Annotated in this window: 7 protein-coding genes; 6 read left to right on the top strand and 1 reads right to left on the bottom strand. The window is 47.1% G+C overall.

Going from position 1 to position 23,803, the window contains the following annotated elements; genetic code table 11:
• Window positions 1–7 precede the first annotated feature (7 nt).
• Window positions 8–385 carry a YflT domain-containing protein gene (locus EL268_RS13255; protein WP_106656493.1) on the bottom strand — a complete coding sequence of 126 codons (378 nt, stop codon included), beginning with the start codon at window positions 383–385 and terminating at the stop codon, window positions 8–10.
• A 527-nt stretch (window positions 386–912) separates the two neighbouring features.
• Here EL268_RS13255 and EL268_RS13260 point away from each other — a divergent pair.
• The 6 genes from EL268_RS13260 to EL268_RS13285 all read left to right on the top strand — a co-directional run bounded on the left by EL268_RS13260 (window position 913) and on the right by EL268_RS13285 (window position 23,790).
• Entirely contained in the window at window positions 913–2,883 is a 1,971-nt protein-coding gene (locus tag EL268_RS13260; RefSeq protein WP_106656492.1) for a DNA gyrase/topoisomerase IV subunit B, read from the top strand.
• 2 nt (window positions 2,884–2,885) lie between these two features.
• Window positions 2,886–5,429, top strand: coding sequence for a DNA topoisomerase IV subunit A (gene parC / locus EL268_RS13265; protein WP_106656491.1), 2,544 nt, complete (start codon window positions 2,886–2,888; stop codon window positions 5,427–5,429).
• 16 nt (window positions 5,430–5,445) lie between these two features.
• Window positions 5,446–5,766, top strand: coding sequence for a hypothetical protein (locus EL268_RS13270; RefSeq protein ID WP_106656490.1), 321 nt, complete (start codon window positions 5,446–5,448; stop codon window positions 5,764–5,766).
• Between the two features lie 185 nt (window positions 5,767–5,951).
• Window positions 5,952–6,599: a nitroreductase family protein gene (locus EL268_RS13275; RefSeq protein WP_106656489.1), complete on the top strand. Its 648-nt coding sequence runs from the start codon at window positions 5,952–5,954 to the stop codon at window positions 6,597–6,599.
• Window positions 6,600–6,770: 171 nt separating this feature from the next.
• The gene (locus EL268_RS13280) at window positions 6,771–7,451 is read left to right on the top strand and encodes a metallophosphoesterase family protein (RefSeq protein WP_106656488.1); all 681 of its coding nucleotides are present in this window, start codon (window positions 6,771–6,773) and stop codon (window positions 7,449–7,451) included.
• A gap of 778 nt (window positions 7,452–8,229) precedes the next feature.
• Complete coding sequence (locus tag EL268_RS13285; RefSeq protein WP_106656487.1) at window positions 8,230–23,790, top strand: hybrid non-ribosomal peptide synthetase/type I polyketide synthase; 15,561 nt, start codon at window positions 8,230–8,232, stop codon at window positions 23,788–23,790.
• Window positions 23,791–23,803 lie beyond the last annotated feature (13 nt).

Below are 23,803 nucleotides of genomic sequence, written 5' to 3' on the forward strand. Positions count from 1 at the left end.
CGGTCGATCAGTCATTCATTTTAATAATGTTATCCTTAAGGTCTCGTACAACGAGAAGGCAGGTGTAGTCTGTATCCTGTAGTTCGCGAACCAAGGCAGAGCACTCATCTTTCGTAAGACCAAGCTTTTCGAGTCGCTGACGGAGTTCTTTACCGCCATTGTCAAAGAAATGCGCCATGCTGTCAATGTGACCGACGGCACTTTCAAAGTGGGTACTGTATTTATAAAAATTGTTTCGTTGATTGGAGTGATTTTTATCAGGATTCCATTTCAAAACCCAGATGTCATCACTGTTGTATCCGGCAGAATTTAACGCGTGAACGTCAGAAGCTAGCTCAGCATCATACTTGTGGAATTTGACGAACGGCTTGGTAGCACTGATCAAAAATATTCCCCCCTTTTTCGCCTCAGGAATCGATGCCTTACTAGGATGCCCAAAGCCAGAACGCGGATGAATGGAAATACCTGAGGCACGGCTGGAGTGCTACGCAAGAACAATGAGCATATTTTCCTTGATGGCAGCAGGATTTACACGGATGGGGGAAGAAATAGAGAAAGGGAAACAGATGTTTTGGTTTTTCATTTTGACCAATCTTCACCATTAGTGCTACACTAATTAATGGAATAGGCATGTCATGTACAGAACGAATGAGAAACGAGGAATACTGAGGAGAATCGGCCATCTCGCTAGGGGCGAGGTGGCTTTTTTGCCCCATTTTGCTACTGGCGTTGAATACTATGGGAACCATACGGTACAATAGCGATTAAGTGTTCGCTTTTATTAGGAAAACGTTCCTCTCATGGGGATTGAACCATCTCGGCGTTTTTCAAAAAAGGTGAATACGACGCTAGCCATCAGTAAAAAGGCATGAAAGTTTTTGTAGTGTCCGAAGAGTAGAGGGGAGAGCGCGATTGAAGGAAACAGAAACACAGCAAACATTAACGTATACGGAAGAAGATATTCAGGTCTTAGAAGGCTTGATTGCCGTTCGAAAGCGGCCTGGAATGTACATAGGCTCCACGGGCTCGCGTGGCCTGCATCATCTGCTGTGGGAAATTGTAGATAACGCCAAAGACGAGGCGCTTGCCGGCGTTAACGATAGCATCATCGTCACTTTGTACAAGGATGGCAGTGTCAGCGTAGAGGACCATGGACGCGGAATTCCAACGGGTATGCACAAGACTGGCCGACCTGTACCAGAAGTTATTTTTACGACGCTCCATGCCGGTGGTAAATTCGGTGGTGGCGGATACAAAAAAAGTGGTGGCTTGCACGGGGTAGGCTCCAGTGTCGTTGTGGCCTTGTCCAAATGGCTTGAGGTCGAAATCCACCGGGAAGGCAAAATTCATAAGCAACGCTTTGAATATGTGGTGGATGCAAATGGAACTGAGCATGTCGGTAAACCGGTTACCGGTCTTGAAATCACAGGGAACACCAAACGTACAGGAACAACGGTACGTTTTCTGCCGGATGACGCGGTGTTTGGCAATGCTCGCTTTGACTATGAGACGATTCGTGATCGTTTTCGTGAGACGGCATTCCTTCTGAAAAAGCTGCGCATGGTTTTGATTGACGAGCGCGGACCTGAAAAGAAACGGGAAGAGTTTTACTTCGAAGATGGCTTGAAATCATACGTTTCTTACTTGAACGAGGGGAAAAATACGCTCCATCCGATCGTTTACTTCGAAGGGGAAAAGGACAATATCTACGTCGAGCTGGCTTTTCAGTACAATGACGGCTATGCAGAGACACTGGTGTCCTATGTCAACTCGATTGTAACAACGGATGGCGGAACACATGTTACGGGCTTCCGCAACGGTACGACCCGGATCTTTAACGAATTTGCCCGGAAAAAAGGGTACTTGAAAGAAAAAGACCCGAACTTGACTGGAAACGATTTGCGGGAAGGTTTCCTCGGTGTATTGTCATTGCAAATGGCTGACGTCCAGTTTGAGTCCCAAACAAAAGACAAGCTGGGGAACGAAGAAGCACGGGCAATCGTAGAGCAGATTGTTTCCGAAAAGCTAGGCTTCTTCCTCGAGGAAAATCCGGAAATAGGCAAGCTGCTGATTGACAAGGCATTGCGTTCTGCTGAGATTCGCGAAGAGCTACGCAAACAACGCGAAGCCCTTCGCGGCGACAAGAAAGGCAAAACCGCGAAAAAGCGCAAATCGATTTCGGAAAAGTTTACTCCGCCGCAATACAGAGACTCCAAGCGCAATGAGCTCTTCCTCGTCGAGGGGGATTCCGCGGGTGGCTCTGCAAAACAGGCGCGTAATTCAGAGTTCCAAGCCTTGTTCAGCCTCCGAGGGAAGCCGTTGAACACGGAAAAAGCAAAGCTATCCGAGGTATTGGCGAATGAAGAGTTCCGCACGATCCTAGAGGTGCTTGAAACCGATATTGGCGAAGAGTTTTCCATCGAAAACTGTGCATTTGACAAAGTGATTATCATGTCTGATGCGGACGTTGACGGCTCGCACATTCAAACGCTGCTCCTGACCTTCTTCTTCCGCTACATGCGCCCGATGATTGCAGCTGGTCACTTGTATATTGCCCAACCGCCTTTGTATCAGGTGAAAAAGCAGAGCAAGGGCAAGCAGACAGAGGCGATCTACTGTTGGAGCGATTACGAGCTGGAACAAGCGTTGAAAAAGGCTGGACGCGGTGCTGAAGTGCAGCGCTACAAAGGTTTGGGTGAGATGAACGCCGATCAGCTCTGGGAAACAACTATGGACCCTGAGACGCGCAAGCTCATTAAGGTTGAACTGGAAGACCTCGCTCACTGTGAGAAGCTGGTAACCGTTTTGATGGGTGACAAAGTCCCACCACGTCGAGAGTGGATTGAGAATCACGTCACCTTTGAAGTGGGGGAGGATGAATAAGCATGCTGTCCAATCAAATTATTAATCAGAGCTTCGCGGAGATTATGGGAAAGCGCTTCGGGGACTATGCCAACCTGGTTATTCTCTCACGCGCGATCCCGGATGCTCGCGATGGACTAAAACCGGTACAGCGCCGTATTTTGTATGCAATGTACCAAGAAGGCAACACGAACGATAAACCTTACCGTAAATCAGCGAAAACAGTCGGGTACGTGATGGGTACCTATCACCCGCACGGTGACTCGGCGATTTACGAAACAATGGTGCGGATGGCGCAATGGTGGAAAATGCGGCAGGTGCTTATTCAAGGCCACGGAAACTTTGGTAGCTTGGACGCAGACCCGCCAGCCGCTATGCGTTACACCGAATCCAGACTGTCGGCATTGGCCAACGAGCTACTGCGCGATATTGAAAAGGATACGGTTACATTTATCCCGAACTACGACAACTCCGCTCAACAACCGGCAGTATTGCCTTCACGATTTCCTAATCTTCTCGTGAATGGTGCTGCCGGGATCGCGGTCGGTTTTGCAACTGACATCCCTACTCACAATTTGGGTGAAGTCATCGATGCGGCAGTTGCACAAATGAAGAACCCGAATATCTCGCTGGATGAGCTGATGCAGCACGTCAAAGGTCCAGATTTTCCAACAGGCGGCATTGTTCAAGGGTTGTCCGGGATTCGCAAGGCGTTTGAGACAGGCCGTGGCCAATTTATCATTCGCGGGAAGACCCATGTAGAGGAGCCAAAAGGCGGCAAGATCAAAAAAATCGTCATTTCCGAAATCCCTTACGAAGTGGTCAAGTCGAAGCTCGTCGGCCAAATCGATGAGCTCGTAATGGAGCGCAAAATCGAGGGGGCACTGGCGGTTCGCGATGAAACTGGTCGCAAAGAGGCCGAGCAGAAAAAGGTCCGTATCGTAGTAGATATTCGCAAGGAAGCGGATGAGCAGGCGATTCTCAACTACCTGTACAAAAATACGGATCTGCAAATCTATTACAATTACAACATGAACGTGATTCATGAGGGGACCATCCGCCAGATGGGACTCAAGGCTTTGTTGGGGGCATATATCGACCACCAAAAAGAAGTCGTCACGAATCGCTGCCAATATGATCTGAATCGTAAGCAAAGCCGCAAGCATATCGTGGAAGGCTTGATTCGCGCCAAGTCCATTTTGCGTCAGATCGTCGATACGATTATGGATTCGGAAGACCGTGCAGATGCCAAGAAAAACATCATGGAGAAATACGGCTTCACCGAAAACCAAGCAGATGCGATCTTGAGCATTCAACTCGCTTCCTTGACACGTTTGGATATCGTCAAGTTGGAAAAAGAATTGGCTACGCTGGCAAAAGAAATCGAGGAACTGAAATCGATTTTGGCAAGCGAGAAAAAGCTGATTCAAGTCATTACAGGCGAGTTGAACGAGATCAAGAAAAAATACGCAGAAGAGCGCCTGACAGAAATCCAGGGCGAGATCGAGGAAATCAAAATCGACATCGCGATGCAAATTAATGCAGAGGATTGCATCGTAACCCTCACAAACGAAGGATATATCAAGCGGACGAGCCCGCGCTCCTTTAAATCAGTGGGGGGAACGCTGGAGACATGTGGGGTAAAAGAAGGAGACCGTGTCCGTTATTTCATGGAGACGAATACGTCCCATACTGCTCTCTTCTTTACCCAGGACGGTAAATACTTCGCCACCTTGGTCAACGCCTTCCCGGACGATAAGTGGAAGGATATTGGTTCCGCCCTCGTCAACATCATCCCATTGGAGAAGAATCAGCGAATTGTTGGCTTTACGATCGTAGAAAACTTCAAACAACCGCTGTATGTATACCATGTAAGTAAAAATGGATTGATGAAAAAGACGGCGTTGTCCGAATACGAAACGAATCGTTCCAGTGCGTTGGTAGCTGCGAAGCTGAAAGCAGACGATGACGAGTTTGTGAATGTATTTGTGGCTGACGAAGCTGGGGCGATACTCGGTGCGACGAAAGATGGCATGGGCATTCGATTCCAACGCAATGAAGTCAGCGCAACGGGTAGAGCATCGAGCGGTGTAAAAGCAATCGCACTAGCTCCTGGCGACGATGTCATCACGATGCTTCCGATTGAGGAAGACGATTCTCGTGCCTTTAGCTTGCTGACGGCTGAAGGGGTTGTAAAACGCACAGCCATTGCTGCGATTCCACTCCAAGCTCGCGCAGGCAAAGGCGTACAGTTGATTCGTAAACGAAAAAATAATCCGCATGAGCTTGTTGCGATGTTCATCGAGGAAACGGTTTATGCCTGGACGTCGCAGAACGAATGGACCCTTGTAGAGACAGAGCAAGTGATCGTCAACGAGCAAGGTGGTATCGGCCGACAACTAGTCGAGGGTGGGGTAAAAGCAGTAGCTTTTGAAACCATTTTGCCTTCAGATGAACCGAAGGACGAAGCGACTGCAAAAGGCCCAGGAGACGGATCTGGCACAGCAGGACAACAGAAAACGTCGAATGCCCAGGCCAGCCTGTTCGATGGAGATCATCGTGAATAAAAGGAATGATGAATAGATGGCGTTTGAAGCCTTTGTTTCACCGCTAAGCTGGCAGCAGGTTTCTCTGCTCCTCGATACTGTGCAATATTTCGAAGACGCGCCAAAACTGCTTTCCCTTCCACAAGAGCAAGGAGCAAGTGTGCCTGTGCCGATTACGTCAGACACATTGAAGACGATGCTTGGTTGTCTGGACGAAGAGGAAGCATTTAGTCGCAAAGCTTTTTCATTGAAATGGGAAGCAGCTGAGGACGAAGGGAGTGGCTATCTGGTTGTCGAGCTTCCGAATGGACACACCGTGAGACAGCCAGCCGTTCTATCTGCTTTTTCTCCGGTTTAACAAAAAAACGCTTTGGTGACGCGCTTGCATTCATGACAGAATGTGAGCCGTTTAGCCAAAGCGTTTTTTTGCATACAAAAAGATTGCCAGCAATTGGAGTATGTGATACAGTTTGAACACGAGTTGTTGTGTAATAAAGTTAGTAACTTACCGAATTTTCATACTTACCAATGGAGGATGGAATCATGGAAAAAGTCATTGATCAAAAGGCTTTTATGGACGTCATTCGCGAGCGTCGTTCCGTACGTCATTACGATCCAACAGCAAAAATCTCGCGGGATGAAATTAAGGAAATGCTGAAAGAAGCGACCTTGGCACCTTCCAGCTCCAATCTCCAGCCATGGCGATTTTTGGTTATCGATGAACAGCCATTGAAAGAGAAGCTGCTCCCCATCGCATTTAACCAAAAGCAGGTGGTAGAGGCTGCGGCGATTATTGCAGTCCTGGCTGATTATGAGGGCTACAAGCAAGCTGGGAGCATTTACAAAAAAGCGGTAGAAGCGGGCTACATGACAGAAGAAGTAAAAGCCACACTCATCGACAACATCAACAAGCGTTATGAGAATCGGGATCGAGCAATCATCAAGGAAATTGCTCTGGTAGACGGAGGTCTCGTCTCGATGCAATTCATGCTCGTTGCCAAGGCAAGAGGGTATGACACGGTGCCAATGGGAGGCTATAACAGCGAGAAATTCAAGGAAGCTTTCCAAATCCCGGATCAATATGAAACGGTCATGTTGATTGCAGTCGGCAAAGCGGCAGAACCTGGTCATCCGACTACTCGCTTGGATGTAGAAGAGATTACGTTCTGGAATGAGATGCCGAGTAAATAAGCATGGAGAAATGGAATAGCCTTGGCCTGATATGATTTTTGGGCCTAGGCTTTTTTCACGTTTGCAAGCTTTCGAGGGACAGACATGCTGGCAATCAGGTGAAATGGGGCGTACAATAGGGGACATGACAGTAACGAGAGAAGCCGCAAACGAGCGAAAGAAGGGTGTAGGATGAAAAGATTGTTGGCAATCAGCGATATTCATGGGGAATTGGAGAAACTGGAATCGTTGATGGAGCAAATTCAGTACGATCCACAAAACGATCAATTGATCCTGCTAGGTGATTATGTAGACCGTGGACCAGAGTCGAAGGGGGTCGTCGACAAGGTGAAACAGCTTCATGCAGAAGGGGCAATCGTGTTGATGGGCAACCATGATCATATGATGGTCAAATCGTTCGAACAAGACCCTGTCTTTATCGAGCGTTGGTTCAGAAACGGCGCACAAAAGACGTTGGCGAGCTATGGTCATGCCGCAGCAGATATGGAGTCTGGTGCACCGGAGACCTTGGAAATCACCTCTTCGGTCAAAGAGCATCTGGAATTTTTGGGTGGCTTGGACTGTTATTATGAAACGAATGATTATATTTTTGTTCACGGGGGTGTACATCCCGAGACTCCGGTTGCAGAGACTGACCCGTACCTGCTGATGTGGATTCGTGAAGAGTTCCATAAAGGCTACCAGGGTGAGAAGACCGTTGTTTTCGGTCACACGCCAACCAGTTATTTGCACGGTAAACATGATGTGTTTTACGGTGAAAATAAAATCATCGGGATTGACGGAGGTGCCGTATACGGCGGCCGTCTGCATTGCTTGGAGCTGCCTAGCCGAAAGGTTTATTCGGTAGAGTAATAGAGCATTAACGAAAGGCTTCCACCTCACTTTGCAAAGAGTGGGTGAAAGCCTTTTTGATATGCGTCAAGATAAATTCAGAGTAATATTGTAATGAATTTTATTTAAATAAATTGCAAAAATTAATAATTAAAGGCTTGTCTTCTAATATTTGGGATAGTAAAATATTCCCAACTCACTCATATTTTTATTGTTTACCATCATATTAGCCCACGTGAATATTTGCATATTAATGACCAATTTCCCCTGCCATACTCGCTGAAATGTGACTGTTACTCTAATCGTCGCTCTTATTCTACTCCTAGAAAAGACAAAAGAACCAGCCATTTAAAAAAATCATTGATCGATACATTCGTTCCCGGAAAAAAGGAAAGAATCACCCATCTCATGATCGCGATGGTTTCTTACTGCATCATACTTCAAAAAAAATCAATTAAAGGGAATAAAAGTAAGTCGTGTATATCTGGTCGTTGCATTCCAAAGTGCTGAAAGAAAAAGAATTGGCTGAGCTATTTCTTCCGGGTGAGTGGCGATATGTTTTCCGGGTAAAAGTTCCTAATATTCAGAATGAAATAACCGTTTGCTTATGTGGGGTACCTGCCTTTGTGCTGCCCGGAAAAGAAAGCGGGAGACAGGCGATCGTACAACGAGTCACAGTTTGGGGGAAATTCACTTCTCTTGTATGCACGTGGGGAGCAAGAGGGAGCATTTGGAGTGGTTATGCTCACCAGGCAAGTGCTAGAAACTATCCAACACGGAACAAGGGAGGAACAACGCTTTGCATTTTGTTCAGACATTAGTAGAAGCGCTGGAATTGTGGAAGAACGAGGAACATAAAGGCGTTACCTTCATTTTGGGAGACCAGAATGAGGTGTTTGTTTCCTATAAAGAATTGTATGAAGAAGCCCTCGGCTATTTATTTGTCCTTCAAAGTAATGGAATCAAGCCTGGAGATGAGGTCGTTTTTCAAATTGAGGATAGTAATCTCCGAACTTTTGTCTGCCTTTTTTGGGGATGCTTACTCGGTGGAATGATTGCTGTTCCGATCTCTGTAGGGGATAACGAAGAGCATCGTCTTAAGCTGTTAAAGGTTTGGAAGACATTAATCAATCCGTATCTCATTACGACGGACAGCGTCTGGAAACGACTGGAGGATTTCTTTAGCAAACACAACTACCTGACGGAAATGGAATCATTGAAGTCGAAGTCCTTCCTGCTTGATGAGACTGGGAAAAAGGAAGAGAAGGGCACAATCTATTATCCTACTGCAGATCAAGTGGCCTTTATCCAATTTTCATCTGGGTCTACAGGAGATCCAAAAGGGGTTACCCTGACCCATGAAAACCTTGTCCATAATGTGCTTGCGATTAATAACAGACTTGGAACGACTGAGTCTGACTCATTTCTAAGCTGGATGCCCTTAACTCATGACATGGGGATGATCGCGTTCCATTTATCCCCGTTGTATGCAGGAGTTCAGCATTATTTTATTCATACCTCACTATTTATCAGGCGGCCTACGCTATGGCTGAAGAAAGTAAGCGAGCACAAGGCGACGATTACTTCTTCTCCGAACTTTGGGTATAAATATGTGTTGTCCAGGTTTAAACCGGAAGTGGCAGAAGAGTGGGATTTGTCTACGCTTCGCGCGATTTTAAATGGAGCAGAACCCATTGCTTCAGAATTAATCTATCATTTTTTGGAACAGATGAGCCCTTATGGATTGAAGAAAACGAGCATGCTCCCGTGCTATGGATTAGCAGAAGCCTCTGTGGGAGTATCGATACCTGATCAGAATCAGCATTTTACAACGCTTTCTCTAGATCGTAGGTTTATCCAGGTAGGGAAGCCAATCAAGATGTCGGATCATACAAATCCAGAGGCTCTCACACTGGTAGAAGTCGGTTACCCCATCGATTTTTGCGAGGTAAGAATATGTGACGACGAGGATCATGAGCTGCCAAGCGAAACGGTTGGCCATATCCAGATTAGAGGGAAGAATGTAACCGCTGGATACTACAACAACCCTGCTGCCACCGCAAATGTAATGACGGCTGATGGATGGCTCAGAACCGGGGATCTGGGTTTTATGCGAAAGAAACATCTTGTCATTACGGGGCGTGCCAAAGATATCATCTTCGTGAATGGTCAAAACGTTTATCCGCATGATATTGAGCGGATTGCTGAAGAAGTCGAAGGAGTCGAGCTTGGGAAGGTCGTTGCCTGCGGGGTATTCAACGAGAAAAGCAAAGAAGAGGATATTCTTGTGTTTATCCTGCATCGGAAAAGTGTAGACGAGTTCGTTGCGCTGTCTAAGAAAGTGAAAACGCATTTGAACGAGCGAACAGGATGGAGAATAAGCGAGGTCTTGCCGATTCAGCGCATCCCCAAAACAACGAGTGGAAAAGTGGAACGATATAGAGTAGCTAGGGAGTATCAGTCTGGAGCATTTCGCGATGTTTCCGAGGAAATGCAGCGCCGAATCACCGAACAGGAAAAAGAGGAAAGAACCGATAAATCACCACACTTGCGGGAAGAATTAGAAAAACAAATGCTTGCCATTTGCCGCGAGGTGCTTCAATCAGACAGATTGGGACCAAACGACAGTTATTTTGACATAGGCGTGTCCTCTATGCAGTTGACCCAGTTAGCAGGGCGGATAGAAGAAGAGATGGGGATCACGCTGGCGGTAACAGATTTGTTTGCCTATCCGACGATCTCCAAGCTTTCTCGCAGTCTCTTCGACGGCGAACAAACGACTGATCGCATAAAAGAGACTGATACGAGCCAACAGATACACAAGGATATCGCTATTATCGGGATTTCTTGTAAGTTCCCGCAGGCTCAGGATGGGGATCAATTTTGGCAAAACATCCGGGGAGGAAAGGATTGCATTCATGAGCTTCATGGTCAGAGACGAAAGGACGCAGAACAATATGTTTCGCTGGTAAGAGGCGAGCAGGGTAATCCTAACCTTGTGGAGGGTGGTTATTTAGAGGAGATAGACAAGTTTGACTATTCGTTCTTCTCGATCACCCCGAAAGAAGCGAAGCTAATGGACCCCAACCAAAGGCTGTTCCTCCAGAATGCTTGGAATACGCTAGAGGATGCAGGCTATGGCGGGCACAAGCTTTCAGGGGAAAAAGTAGGGGTGTATGTCGGCTTCTCCAAGCTGGGATACGATTACGAACGCCTTTTGTCAGTGGTAAGTCCCAAAGATTTGCCCTCTTATGCAGTAGGCAACCTTCCTTCCATTATTGCAAGCCGCATTTCGCACCTGCTTGATTTGCGCGGCCCTGCTGTCACCGTGGATACAGCTTGCTCTTCTTCCTTGGTTGCGGTTCATATGGCGTGCAAGGCTATCCAAAACGGTGATTGTGAGATGGCATTGGCAGGTGGAGTCAAAACCATCCTGCTGGCGCAGAAGGCTGGAATCGGAATGGAATCCTCTGACAACCGTTCCAGAGCGTTTGACGATCAATCTGATGGAACAGGTTGGGGCGAAGGCGTAGCTAGTGTTCTGTTAAAGCCCTTGGAAAAAGCCATCGAGGACGGGGATCACATCTATGCCGTGATTAAGGGAAGCGCTGTTAATCAAGACGGCGTTACAGTCGGGATTACCGCACCGAATTCACAGGCCCAGGCAGAATTGATCGTAGACGCTTGGGAGGATGCGCAAGTCGACCCTGAAACGATTAGTTATATAGAGGCGCATGGAACGGGTACAAAGCTGGGGGACCCCGTTGAGCTGGATGGAATTCAGAGAGCATTCCGACAATATACACAGAAGAAACAGTTTTGTGGAATCGGCACTGTAAAAGCGAATATTGGACATTTATATGAAGCAGCGGGAATCGCTGGCTTGATTAAGGCTGTCTTGCAGTTAAAGCACAAAGAGCTGCCGGCCCTCGTCCATTTTCAGAAACCGAATCGGAATTTCGCATTTGAAAAGTCGCCAGTCTATGTGCAAAACAGACTGGAAAAATGGGAAACAGATGGACACCCGAGAAGATGTGGGGTTAGCTCGTTTGGGTTTAGCGGGACCAATAGCCACGTTATCTTGGAAGAGTATGTGCCGGTTAATGAAACAGAGATGACAGTCTCAGACGAGGTGCAAGTGTTTACCTTGTCGGCCAAATCCGAGTCAGCCCTTCAACGTCTGATTCAAAAGTACCAGGAGTTTCTTTCTTCCAGCGGACCGCTTTCTCTGTCAGATTTGTGCTTTACGGCAAATACCGGGAGAGAAACGCTTCCCTATCGGATTGCGCTCATTTTGCATAGCCGCAGCGATTTCGAACAAAAGCTCGACCGATTGGCGGTCCGGCTTGAAAATGATCGAGATGTTTTTGTCTACTCACCTGGTAAAAACCGCGTTCCAGATGAAACCGTTCATCTATTAAGTCAATCCGCTCGGGATGTGCAGGAAAAGTACCACAAGGCGAGTACAGAGATGAAGTATTCGTATGCAGCGACATTATGCGATTTGTATGTACAGGGAGCTATGGTTGACTGGGATGAGTTCTACAGAGATGGCAAAAAGAGAAGAAGAATGCCACTGCCGGTCTATCCTTTCGATCAGTATCGTTCTTGGATTACAGATGATGTGATCAGCGTCATTCCAGAACAGACGAACACTATTAGCGGAAATAGAGGTGCTACTGTGTCAGAGATAGGAACTGCGCCAATCGCAAAAGTTCTGAAAGAGTTGGTTCATCATGCTTCAGGTTTTGCTGTAGAAGAAATTGATCCATCCCTTCATTTTCTGGAGCTAGGCTTGGATTCTATTATGCTCGTACAAATCAATCGTGAAATTCAGGAAAAATTTGGAGTGGTCATTCCGGCCCAAGAGTTGTTTGAAACCATTACCAGTGTTGATAAGCTAGCAGCGCACATCGCTCTGGAGCTATCCAGTAGCCCGGCTGTGGCTTCTGCCAAACAAATGGAATGGATGGAAATCGAGCAACCGAGAGAAAACGTAGTTGTGGAACAGAATGACGTTCAAAAAATTCAACGATCAGAGCCGAGCGAACAAACCATGAAAATGCCAGTCTCGAGCAGCGCAGGGGCGGTTGAAACCATTATCGAAAAGCAGATTTCGCTCTTATCTGAACACCAAAACCAAATGGCTACGCTGTTACAAAAGCAGTTGGAGCTATTGAACCAAGAACAAAGCTTTGTACCAAAACAACACGTTGAATCTGTGACTGTTGCTCCTGAGATCAAAAAAACTGAGGCAAAACCACCAGTCAAGGCGAATGAAGAGGAACGCCAGAAGCCATTTATACCGTACCAGCCACTGATGATCGGTGAACGAGGCAATTTTACACCGACACAAAGAGAGTATCTGAACGCATTCATTCAAAGCTATACGGAAAAGACAAAGCAATCCAAGAAGTATACGCAAGAGCACCGATTTGTTCATGCCAACAATCGCAATGTGTCTGGATTCCGTTCCTATTGGAAGGAAATGGTCTATCCGATCATTACACAAGCATCTGCTGGTTCCAAAATGTGGGATCTGGATGGGAATGAATATGTCGATCTGACGATGGGTTTCGGTGTCAACCTGCTCGGTCATAATCCCGCATTTATCATGAAGAAGCTGGAGGAGCAGATTCAATCTGATTTACCTCCGCTGGGTCCTATGTCGGATGTAGCTGGAAGAGTAGCGGAATTAATCAGCGAGCTAACCGGAGTGGAACGTGTCGCCTTCTACAATTCGGGGACAGAGGCTGTAATGGTGGCACTGCGCCTGGCCAGAGCTGTTACAGGCCGTTCGAAAATCGCACTATTCTCCGGCTCCTATCACGGTACATTTGACGGCATTCTGACTGTGGCTGATCCTGAGTCCCAGGACGGGAAGGCCATACCGATGGCACCAGGTATAACCCAGCATACGGTGGATGACGTCCTGGTCTTAAACTACAATCATCCAAAATCAATCGAGCTGATCAAAAAACATGCACATGAACTGGCAGCAGTATTAGTCGAGCCTGTTCAAAGCCGCCGTCCAGATTTGCAGCCGGTGGAATTCTTGAAGGAAGTCAGAGAGATTACAAGGCAATCGGGCACGGCCCTTATTTTTGACGAGATCATTACGGGATTCCGTATACATCTTGGTGGCGCACAGGCATGGTATGGAATAGAAGCAGACCTCGTTACGTATGGGAAAGTTCCGGGTGGCGGCATGCCGATCGGTGTTGTAGCCGGGAAAGCTGCGTTCATGGATGCAGTAGATGGGGGAACCTGGAATTTTGGAGATCATTCTTACCCGGTAAATGCCGAGAAAAAGACGTTTGTGGGCGGAACGTTTTGCACGCATCCACTGACGATGCATGCTGCGATCGCAACGCTGGAATATTTGAAGGAACAGGGGCCGAAGCTTCAGGAAGCGTTAACTCAAAAGACCCTCTACTTGGTAGAAACGCTTAACGCGTATTTTAAGAACGAGCAGATTCCAATCCAGATGATTCATTGCGGTTCCTTGTTCCGCTTCGTATCGTTTACTGATATAGAATTGTTCTTCTATCACCTGATTAGCAAGGGCATTTATATATGGGAGGGCAGAAATTGCTTCCTTTCCACTGCTCATTCCGATGAGGATATCGAGAGATTGATCCAAGCGGTGAAGGAAAGTATTGAGGATCTGCGTCGAGGAGGCTTTTTGCCGGAGCCACCCCCAACTTCTCCGAATGGAGGACGCAAACAAAATCAAGTCGTCGAAATGACTAACTTTACGAGACGCGACGGGCAAAAGCCAGAGGCGACGCTTGTGGAAAGTGTGGGGGAACAACTGAAGCTGCCTCTTAGCCCAGAACAGAAACAAATGTGGTTTGCGGTCAAATATCGCGTGGAAGCATCCGCAGCTTTTAACGAGACAGCCTCAATTCAGGTCGAGGGTGAACTTGATATCCCTGTGTTTGAGCAGGCTGTTCAAGCTATGGTTGATCGCCATGAAGCGTTGCGAACCATCATTGATTCCAACGGAGAGTATCAGGTGGTACTACCCAAGAGGGACATACGTGTTCGATTCGTGGATGTAAGCCACCTTTCATCCGAGGAACAGGAAGAAAAAAAGAATCAGCTTTTGGAGGAACAAACAGGCACGCCATTTGAACTGTCTTCTGAGGACCCTCTGTATCGGGTAAGTGTCATCAAGCTGGCTCCCGCCAAATTCCTAACCTCCTACACCTTCCATCACATGATTGCAGATGGGTGGTCGATGGCTGTTTTTATAAAAGAGCTGGATGATATCTACTCGGCCCTTATACAGAAACGCCCAATATCTCTCGAGCCTTCCACACCGTTTTCTGCTTATCGAAACTGGCAAGAAGATCAGATGCAGAAACCAGCGTTTCAAGAAGCGCTCGCGTACTGGAACGAAAAATTCGCAGATCCAATCCCAAAGCTCGTTTTTCCTTTGGAGCAAAGAGAAACGGGAAAACCATCTTTTACAGGTGAGCGAATTACTTTTAAGATCGACAGCAGCATCACAAGGAAGGCAAGAAAAAGAAGCATTCAAAACAAGAACAGTCTGTTTATTACCTTACTGGCTTCTTTTAATCTGTTCCTTCATCGTATTCTCGGAAATAGAAAAATGGTGGTTGCGATTCCTACTGCGGGTCAATCCCATATCGGCAAAATGTCCTTGATCGGAAACTGCGTTAATCTGTTGCCGATTTGCACGGAGATTGACGGCAATGATACGGCTGCTGATTATTTGTCCCGAGTGAAACAGGCGGTTGCGGAGATGGAAAAGCATCAAGCCTTCTCCTTTGCCGCATTAGCGGAGAATTTGCCGCATCAGAACTTGCCAGAGCTTTCTGTGTTGTTCAATATGGATCGACCGCTTCACAACCTGACTTTTGCTCAAATGAAGGCTACGCTGTTGCCCAATCGGATCATTTACAGCAAGTACGATCTGTTTGTAAACGTGACAGAAGTGGGCGGAGAGCTTGTTGTTGATGTGGATGCACGAAGCGGGGTAGTAACCACGGAGATTCTTCGCCAGTGGGGCGTCTACTTTGCCAATCTTTTGCATCGTATTTCAGAAGACGACCAGGAAAAAATTCGTGCACTATCGCTTTTGCTGCCCGACGAGATGGAAAAAATGAAACGCGATTTCAGTGGCAACCTGGGCAAATATGCAGGAGAATGGACAGAGCTTTTGCAGGATATACCAGATGATCAGGTAGGACGAGCTTCCCTCTATGTCCTGGATCAGTATGAGCAATTGGCTCCTGTGGGTGCGGTTGGACAGGTGTATCTGGCTAATGGAGAATTCGAGCATGCAGACCCGTCCCATTGGCTGCGAACTACGAAATCTGCTGTTCCGCTAGGAAATGGAGAAATCCAAATCATCCATTCATCCGATCGGCTTGCAGGGCAAAGAAGCACGAGCGGCAGAGAAGCAGAGCCGGCTGGAACGGCGACCGAAGAGACCATCAGAGTCATATGGCAGGAAATCTTGGGAAGCTCCCCGATGTATCTGGATGATAATTTTTTTGAACAAGGCGGGAACTCCTTACAAGCGACTGTCATGCTCAGTAGAATCTACAAGGAATGCCACGTGCAAATTCCTTTGCATCAAATTTTTCAATCGCAGACGATACGTGAATTAGCCAAATATGTAGACTCGTCAAAGCAGCAAGCTTTTACTCCCATTCGCTCATGCGAGTTGCAGCCATACTATAAGGCTTCTTCCGCACAGAAAAGGATGTATATCCTCCAAGGTCTGGATGGAGGAACCGCCTATAACCTGTCGGGTTACATACAATTGGATGGGGAACTGGAACTTGATCGTCTGATTCACTCTTTGCAACAGGTTGTACAAAGACATGATTCTTTCCGGACCAACTTTGTCATCAGAGATAATGAGGTCGTGCAAGTTTTACATGACGATTTGCCATTGGATATTGAGGTTGAACAACTGGACGAAGAGGATGTAAATGAGGCAATTCGCAACTTTATCCAGCCTTTTGATCTTAGCAAAGCACCGCTTATTCGGGCGAAAATCTTCCAAGTGTCAGCCAAGCGCTTCATAGTGGCTGTGGACATGCACCACATTATTTCGGACGGCTATTCTGTCTCTCTGTTTATCCGTGAGCTGCTCCATACGTATAGAGGAGAATCACTGCCGGAGCTCAGCGTGACGTATAAAGATTTTGTGGCATGGGAGCAAGAGAGAGAGCAGTCAGAACAGCTTTTGGCTCAAAAAGAGTACTGGCTGAAGCAATTTGGCCAAGGAGAGCTCCCTGTATTGAAGCTTCCCGTTGATTACCAAAGACCATCGGTTCAAACCTTTGAAGGTGACCGCTTGACAATGGGAATCGGTAAGGAAGTCAGGAAGCAGTTGCTCCAATTGGCTAGGGAAACTGACACGACCTTGTACATGGTATTGCTTGCTGCTTACAATGTATTGCTTTATCGATACACGGGGCAGGAGGAGCTGATTGTCGGTTCTGCTGTGGCGGGAAGACAACACCCTGATTTGGAACGAATGATTGGCATGTTTGTAAATACGTTGGCGATTCGCAACTATCCAACAGGAAGCAAGACCTTTACGGACTTCCTGCATGAAGTGAAAAATCAAGCCATCCTTGCATTTGAAAATCAGGAGTACCCGTTTGAAAAACTGGTTGATTCTCTTCAACTTAACAAAGATTTGAGCCGGAATCCTCTATTTGATACCATGTTTGATTACCATTATGAATCCTTTGACGACGTGGCCTCAGATGATTTCAAAGTCACGACGTATGAATATCCAAAGGGCGTGTCCCTCTTTGATCTCAGTCTTGATGTGCATGATGACGGGACAACGCTCACTTGTCAATTTGATTACAGCACGCATCTGTTTAAACGCGATACGGTTGAGCGAATGGCCAATCACTTTGCCATGATTCTTCACTCCATTCTGCAATCTAACGAGAGTTGCCTAGCTGATTTGGAGTACTTGTCCAGCGAAGATGTCAAGCAGGTTGTCGCCGACTTTAATCATGTGAGGAAGCAAATACCAGCTCCTCTCTACCCAACATTCTATGAATGGTTTGAGGCAGAAGCAAAACGCCATACAGAGCAAGTCGCTGTCTCTTACGGGGAAGAGCAGATCAGCTATCAGGAACTCAATGCAAAAGCAAACCGTCTGGCCCGGACTCTGCGTGATCAGGGTGTAAAGCCAAACAGCTCCGTTGCGATTTTGGCCGAACGATCGATTAACATGGTCGTCGCTGTTCTGGCTGTCATGAAGGCGGGTGGAGCTTATGTTCCGATTGATCCTCAGTATCCGAAGGACCGTATTTCGTTCATGCTGGAAGACAGTCAGGCAAAGGTCATGCTGGTCAATCAAAATGGACAGAGTGGAGTAGATTTCAGCGGCGCCATTATCGATCTGGACGCAGAGGCAAGTTACATGGAGGATTCGTCCAATCTCGACGCCATCTCCGGACCGAGTGATCTCGCGTATATCATTTATACATCCGGCACTACTGGCAAACCCAAAGGGGTCATGATCGAGCATCGCAATCTGGTGAGTGTAGCCAATACATGGCGGTATGAGTACGAACTTGAACAGATGAATGTGAATCTTTTGCAGATGGCGAGTTTCTCTTTTGACGTATTTGCAGGGGATTTGTGCAGGGCCTTGCTGCATGGTGGACATTTGGTGATTTGCCCGAGTGATGTAAGGATTGATCTTCCGGCCCTTTATCAGTGGTTGACCCGGTACGAAATTTCCTTATTTGAATCGACACCAGCACTTGTTCTTCCTTTTATGGAGTACGTTTATCAAAATGGATTGCCGCTCGATCATCTGAAACTGCTGATCCTTGGTTCAGATACATGCCAAAGCGAAGCGTTTGTCCGCTTGGCCGAGCGTTTCGGGCAGATCAAAATCATCAATAGCTATGGAGTCACGGAGGCTGCTATTGATTCGAGCTACTTCGAAATGGCTGGCGATACCGAAATGACAACCGGAAATGTTCCGATCGGAAAACCGCTGCAAAACACTGAATTTTATGTGTTGGATTCCCAATTGCGGCCACAGCCGGTGGGCGTGTACGGTGAACTATATATCGGGGGAGCAGGTGTTGCGCGGGGTTATCTGAACCGAGAGGAATTAACCCGTGAGCGCTTCATCCAAAATCCTTTCCGTCCTGGTGAGACCATGTATAAGACTGGCGATATTGTTCGCTGGATGGCAGATGGAAATATGGAGTTTGTTGGTCGTTCGGACTACCAATTGAAGATTCGTGGATACCGTGTGGAGCTGGGCGAAGTAGAAAATCAACTGTTACGGCATGAAAAGGTTCGCAATGCCATTGTGCTTCCGAAGTCAAAGGGAGATGAATCCGTTGTATTGTGCGCGTATTACACGACGGATGAGGGAGTAAGTCCATCCGAAATCAAGGGGTTTTTAGCCGATTCCCTGCCTGAGTTCATGGTTCCGACCTTTATCATCCAATTGGCAGAGTTGCCTGTGACGCCAAACGGCAAAATCGATCGCAATGCGTTGCCTGAACCCGATCTGTCTAAGCTGGTATCCGAGGAATACGTAGCGCCTGCGACAGAAAATGAAAGAAAACTTGCAGGAATATGGCAAGAGGTTTTGGGGCTCGAACGAGTCGGCGTTCTGGATCGATTCTTTGAAATCGGTGGACATTCCCTGCATGCTGCCATTCTTCTTGCCAAAGTGAACAAGGAGTGGCAGGTAGAAATTCCGCTGCGAGCCGTGTTCCAAAATCCTACCGTCAGGAGCTTTGCCCACGTCCTTTCTGAAGCGACTCAAGCAGAAATGCCGTTGATTCAGGCGGTTGGAAAACAAGAGCATTATGAGCTCTCTCCTTCACAAAAAAGGATTTTCACCGTTCAATCACTCGATGAAACGAGTGTGGCCTATAACATGGCAGGCGCTCTGGTTCTTTCCGGGCAGCTGGATTCTGCGGCATTGGAAAACGCATTCCAGTCTTTAATCCAAAGGCATGAGGCGTTCCGTACGTCCTTCGACTACGTAAATGGCGAGCCGAAACAATTTGTCCATGACTCTGTCCGTTTTGCCATCGATCATGCTCACGCAGAGGACAGTCCTGAAAGTATAGAGAATCTCATTCGAACGTTCATTCAGCCATTCGAACTGAGTCAGGCACCATTATTGCGCGTCAAGTTGGTAAAACTCGTGGAGGACAAGCATTTACTCCTGATTGACATGCACCACATCATTGCAGATGGAACATCGGTGAGCATTGTGATTGATGAGTTAAATCAGCTGTATAACGGGCAAAATCCGGAACCACTCACCGTTCAGTACAAGGATTATTCGGCTTGGTTGAAACAGATCAAGACGACGGGGCAGTCGAATAGGCAGGAGAAGTTCTGGATAGATGAATTCAGCGGAGAACTACCTGTCATGAATCTGCCTACGGACTATCAGCGACCGCAGTTCCAAAGCTTTGAAGGGGGTACGGTCGAAAGCGAGATTGAGGCGGATGTATCCCGCAGATTGCACGACTTGGCGAAGGAAGCAAACGTGACGGTCTTTTCGATTCTATTGGCGGCGTACAACGTTTTGTTGTCCAAATATACCGGGCAAGAGGACATTGTCGTAGGGACCCCAGTGGCAGGACGAAACCACACCGATGTTCAAAATGTGGTGGGAATGTTTGTGAATACACTTGCTCTGCGAAATTATCCAGCAGGCACCAAAACGTTCCGCGAATTTGTCCAAGAGCTAAGTGAGAAGTCACTACTGGCGTTTGAACATCAGGATTATCCATTGGAAGACCTGATAGAAAAGCTTCAAGTTAGACGTGACCCAAGCAGGAATCCGTTGTTTGACACCATGTTCTCCTATGACAATGTGGCAGATACGGCCTTTGACTGGAACAGGGTAGAGGTCAGGCTTTATCCGTTCCAAACGAAAATATCCAAGTTAGACATCGTCATGAATGTCGAGACGAGAAATGAAAGCTTTTTTGTGGAGTGCGAATATAGCACCAGTCTATTTAAGCATGAAACGATGGATCGTTTTATCAACCATTTTACCAACGTACTGCGGCAGGTAGCTGCGAACATGGATATTCTTGTGGGCGAGATTGACCTCATGTCTCCGGAAGAAGTGCAGTTATTGGACAAGCTCAGTAATGATACCCAGCGAGAGTATCCTGTGTTGCAACCGATCCATGTTGCCATCGAGGAATCAGCCAGACTTTACCCGAATCGAATTGCCGTTTCCTATCAAGGCTCGACAATCACTTACCAACAATTGAACGAGAAAGCCAACGCAGTCGCTTCTGATCTGCTGAAACGCGGTATAGGAAAAGGCAAGTATGTACCAGTGCTTATGGAAAGAAGTCTGGAATTGGTCATATCGCTATTGGGTGTAATGAAGACGGGAGCAGCGTTTTCACCACTGGACATTCAGTGGCCTGTCGATCGACTCCAGTCTGTTATTGCTGAGCTGGGTAGCGAGTTCGTATTCGTAGAATCTGGACATGCCTTTACGGAAACGGATTTGGGAGCGAAATTGGTCGCGATTGATCAGGGGCGCCTGAAACCGGAAGCGGAAAATCCAAACCTGTCCGTATCGCTGGAAGACCCCATCTATGTCATTTTTACTTCTGGCTCAACAGGCAAACCAAAAGGAGTCGTCGTACCGCATAGAGGGATCGTCAACCGCTTTAACTGGATGGATGATTATTTTGGACAAGACGCAGCGCAATCTGTCCTTCAAACCACCAACCATGTATATGACAGTGCCATTTGGCAATTCTTCTGGCCGCTGACCAATGGCGGAAAAACCGTCTTGCCTACTACGGGGATGACTGTCTCGGCTGATTACATGGCTGGAATCATTGAAGAAGAGCAAATTACCTTAACTGATTTCGTCCCATCTGTTTTTAATGTGATCGTGAATCAGTTAGCTGAAAATCTCGAACTGCAGGGCAAATTACAATCGCTCAGAAAGATCATTATCGGCGGCGAGGAAATTGTTCCGTCTGCGGTTTCCAAATTCCTGAAAATATTCCAGTATGTATCTCCGGCGAATTTGTATGGCCCGACAGAAGCAAGTATCGGATGCATTGCCTATCAAATTACGGGAGAGGAAGATCGCATCCCGATTGGAAAACCGATATTCAACACGAAAATCCTTCTACTCGATGCGTACGGAAAACGAGTGCCAATAGGTGTTCCTGGAGAAATCTACATTTCGGGCATGCCGCTTGGACTAGGTTATTTGCATAACGAGCAGCTAACGAGACAGAGCTTTGTCGATAATCCATACGCGGAACCCGGCTATGAAAAAATGTATAAGACAGGGGATTTGGCTGTCTATTTACCGGATGGAAACATCCACTTCCTGGGCAGAAAGGATTTCCAGATCAAAATCAGGGGATATCGAATTGAGCCAGGGGAAATTGAAAGCAAGCTGCTTTCGCTGGAACAGGTAAAAGAAGCAATCGTTATCGCCAGAGAGGAAGAAAATGGAAGCAAATACTTATGCGCGTATATTGTGACAGAGCATGAGCTTGCAGCTGACGAGTGGAGAGACCTGCTCGCTAAAGATTTGCCAGATTACATGATTCCTTCTTTCTTCGTTCGACTAGACGCTATGCCGATTACCGCTGTCGGAAAAGTGGATCGGAAAAAACTCCCTCTTCCTGATCGCTCTCTCTTGGTGGAGGAACACATCGTCGAGCCGTCCGATGAACAGGAACAAATCATGGTCACCATCTGGAAGGATGTGCTGGGGCTGACGCAAGTAAGTGTGACCCACAACTTCTTTGAGCTTGGGGGAGACTCCATTAAAGCCCTTCAGATGATAGCGAGATTGAGGAGTCATGGGTATGAACTCCGATTGAGAGACTTGTTCCAAAACCCGCGCATTCGCAGTGCAGCAAGGTATCTCCAGACGCTGACCAGACAGATTGATCAGGGGCCAGTAATGGGAGCAGTAGCGTTGACACCGATCCAGATGAACTTCTTTGAACAAAACCACCAGAACCCGCATCATTACAATCAATCTGTCATGTTGTTCCGTGAAGCTGGCTTTGATCCAGAGCTGGTTCAACAAGCATTTACGAAGCTGATTGAGCATCATGATGCTTTGCGAATGAAATTCCAATTGAATGAGTCACACATTGTCCAGGAACATCGGAAACTGGACGAGTGCCTGGTTCCCATGATGATCAGGGAGTTCTCGGCTCAAAACGTAGAGGAGATGGAGCAAGCTGCGCAGCTCATACAGGAAGGAATCCATTTGACAGATACTGCGTTGGTAAATCTCGGTCTTTTCCGAACAGAAGATGGAGATCACTTGTTAATCGTGATTCATCATCTCGTTGTCGATGGGGTCTCATGGCGGATTCTTCTAGAAGATTTCCATGCGGTGTATGACTCCTTGCTGAAGAAAGAAGAGCCTGTTTTGCCTATGAAAACCGATTCCTATCAAACATGGTCTGAAGAATTGCAAAAATATGCGCAGGGAAGCGAAATTCAACAGGAAATCGAATATTGGAAGCAGGTAGAGGAAATGCCATTCTCTCCTCTGGCAAAGGCGGAAACGATTGGGGCACCGCTTATGCAAGAGACAACAGATGTCACCATCGAGCTTGATGAAGCCTACACAGAAAAGCTGCTGAAGCAGAGCCATCAGGCTTATAACACCGAAGTGAATGATTTGTTGCTTGCGGCGTTGGGCTTGGCGGTAAAAGAGTGGGCGGGGATAGAGCATGTGCTCGTCAATCTGGAGGGACATGGCAGGGAAGAGATCGTGACGGGCATCGATATTTCACGCACGGTCGGATGGTTTACAGCCCAGTATCCATTCGTACTGGATATGAGCCGATCGGAATCTCTTGGCTACCAGATCAAAATGGTGAAAGACAGCTTGCGACGTGTGCCGAACAAAGGCATTGGGTACAGCATTTTACAGTATCTGTCTGCGAAACAAACCGATGTTCCGTTAACGTTCCAGGTAAAGCCCGAGATCAGTTTTAACTATTTGGGACAGTTCGATACAGACTTGGAATCAGGAAGCTTGACGACTTCCTCCCTTTCACCGGGCCGAGAAATCAGTCCAACCGCCATTCGATCCTTTGTGCTTGATGTGAATGGAATGGTGATGAATCGCAAGCTGACCCTTACTTTTACGTACCATCGTGAAGAGTTTGAAGAAGGAACCATTCAGCGCCTCGTGGATGCCTACCGAGAAAAGATCGTAGAAATCATTACGCACTGCTTATCGAAAGAGTCAGTCGAGCAAAGCCCAACAGATTTCACATACGATGAGCTGTCCATTGAGGAATTAGATCATCTTTCCCAACTGCTGGGTGAAAAAATTCAATGATAGATGGTGATGA

This window comes from Brevibacillus brevis (assembly GCF_900637055.1).
Classification (GTDB): Bacteria; Bacillota; Bacilli; order Brevibacillales; family Brevibacillaceae; genus Brevibacillus; species Brevibacillus brevis.

Bases quoted from the DNA above. Each gene is read 5' to 3' on its own strand.
- parC (WP_106656491.1), top strand. From the start codon at position 2,886: ATGCTGTCCAATCAAATTATTAATCAGAGCTTCGCGGAGATTATGGGA.
- EL268_RS13270 (WP_106656490.1), top strand. From the start codon at position 5,446: ATGGCGTTTGAAGCCTTTGTTTCACCGCTAAGCTGGCAGCAGGTTTCT.
- EL268_RS13275 (WP_106656489.1), top strand. From the start codon at position 5,952: ATGGAAAAAGTCATTGATCAAAAGGCTTTTATGGACGTCATTCGCGAG.
- EL268_RS13280 (WP_106656488.1), top strand. From the start codon at position 6,771: ATGAAAAGATTGTTGGCAATCAGCGATATTCATGGGGAATTGGAGAAA.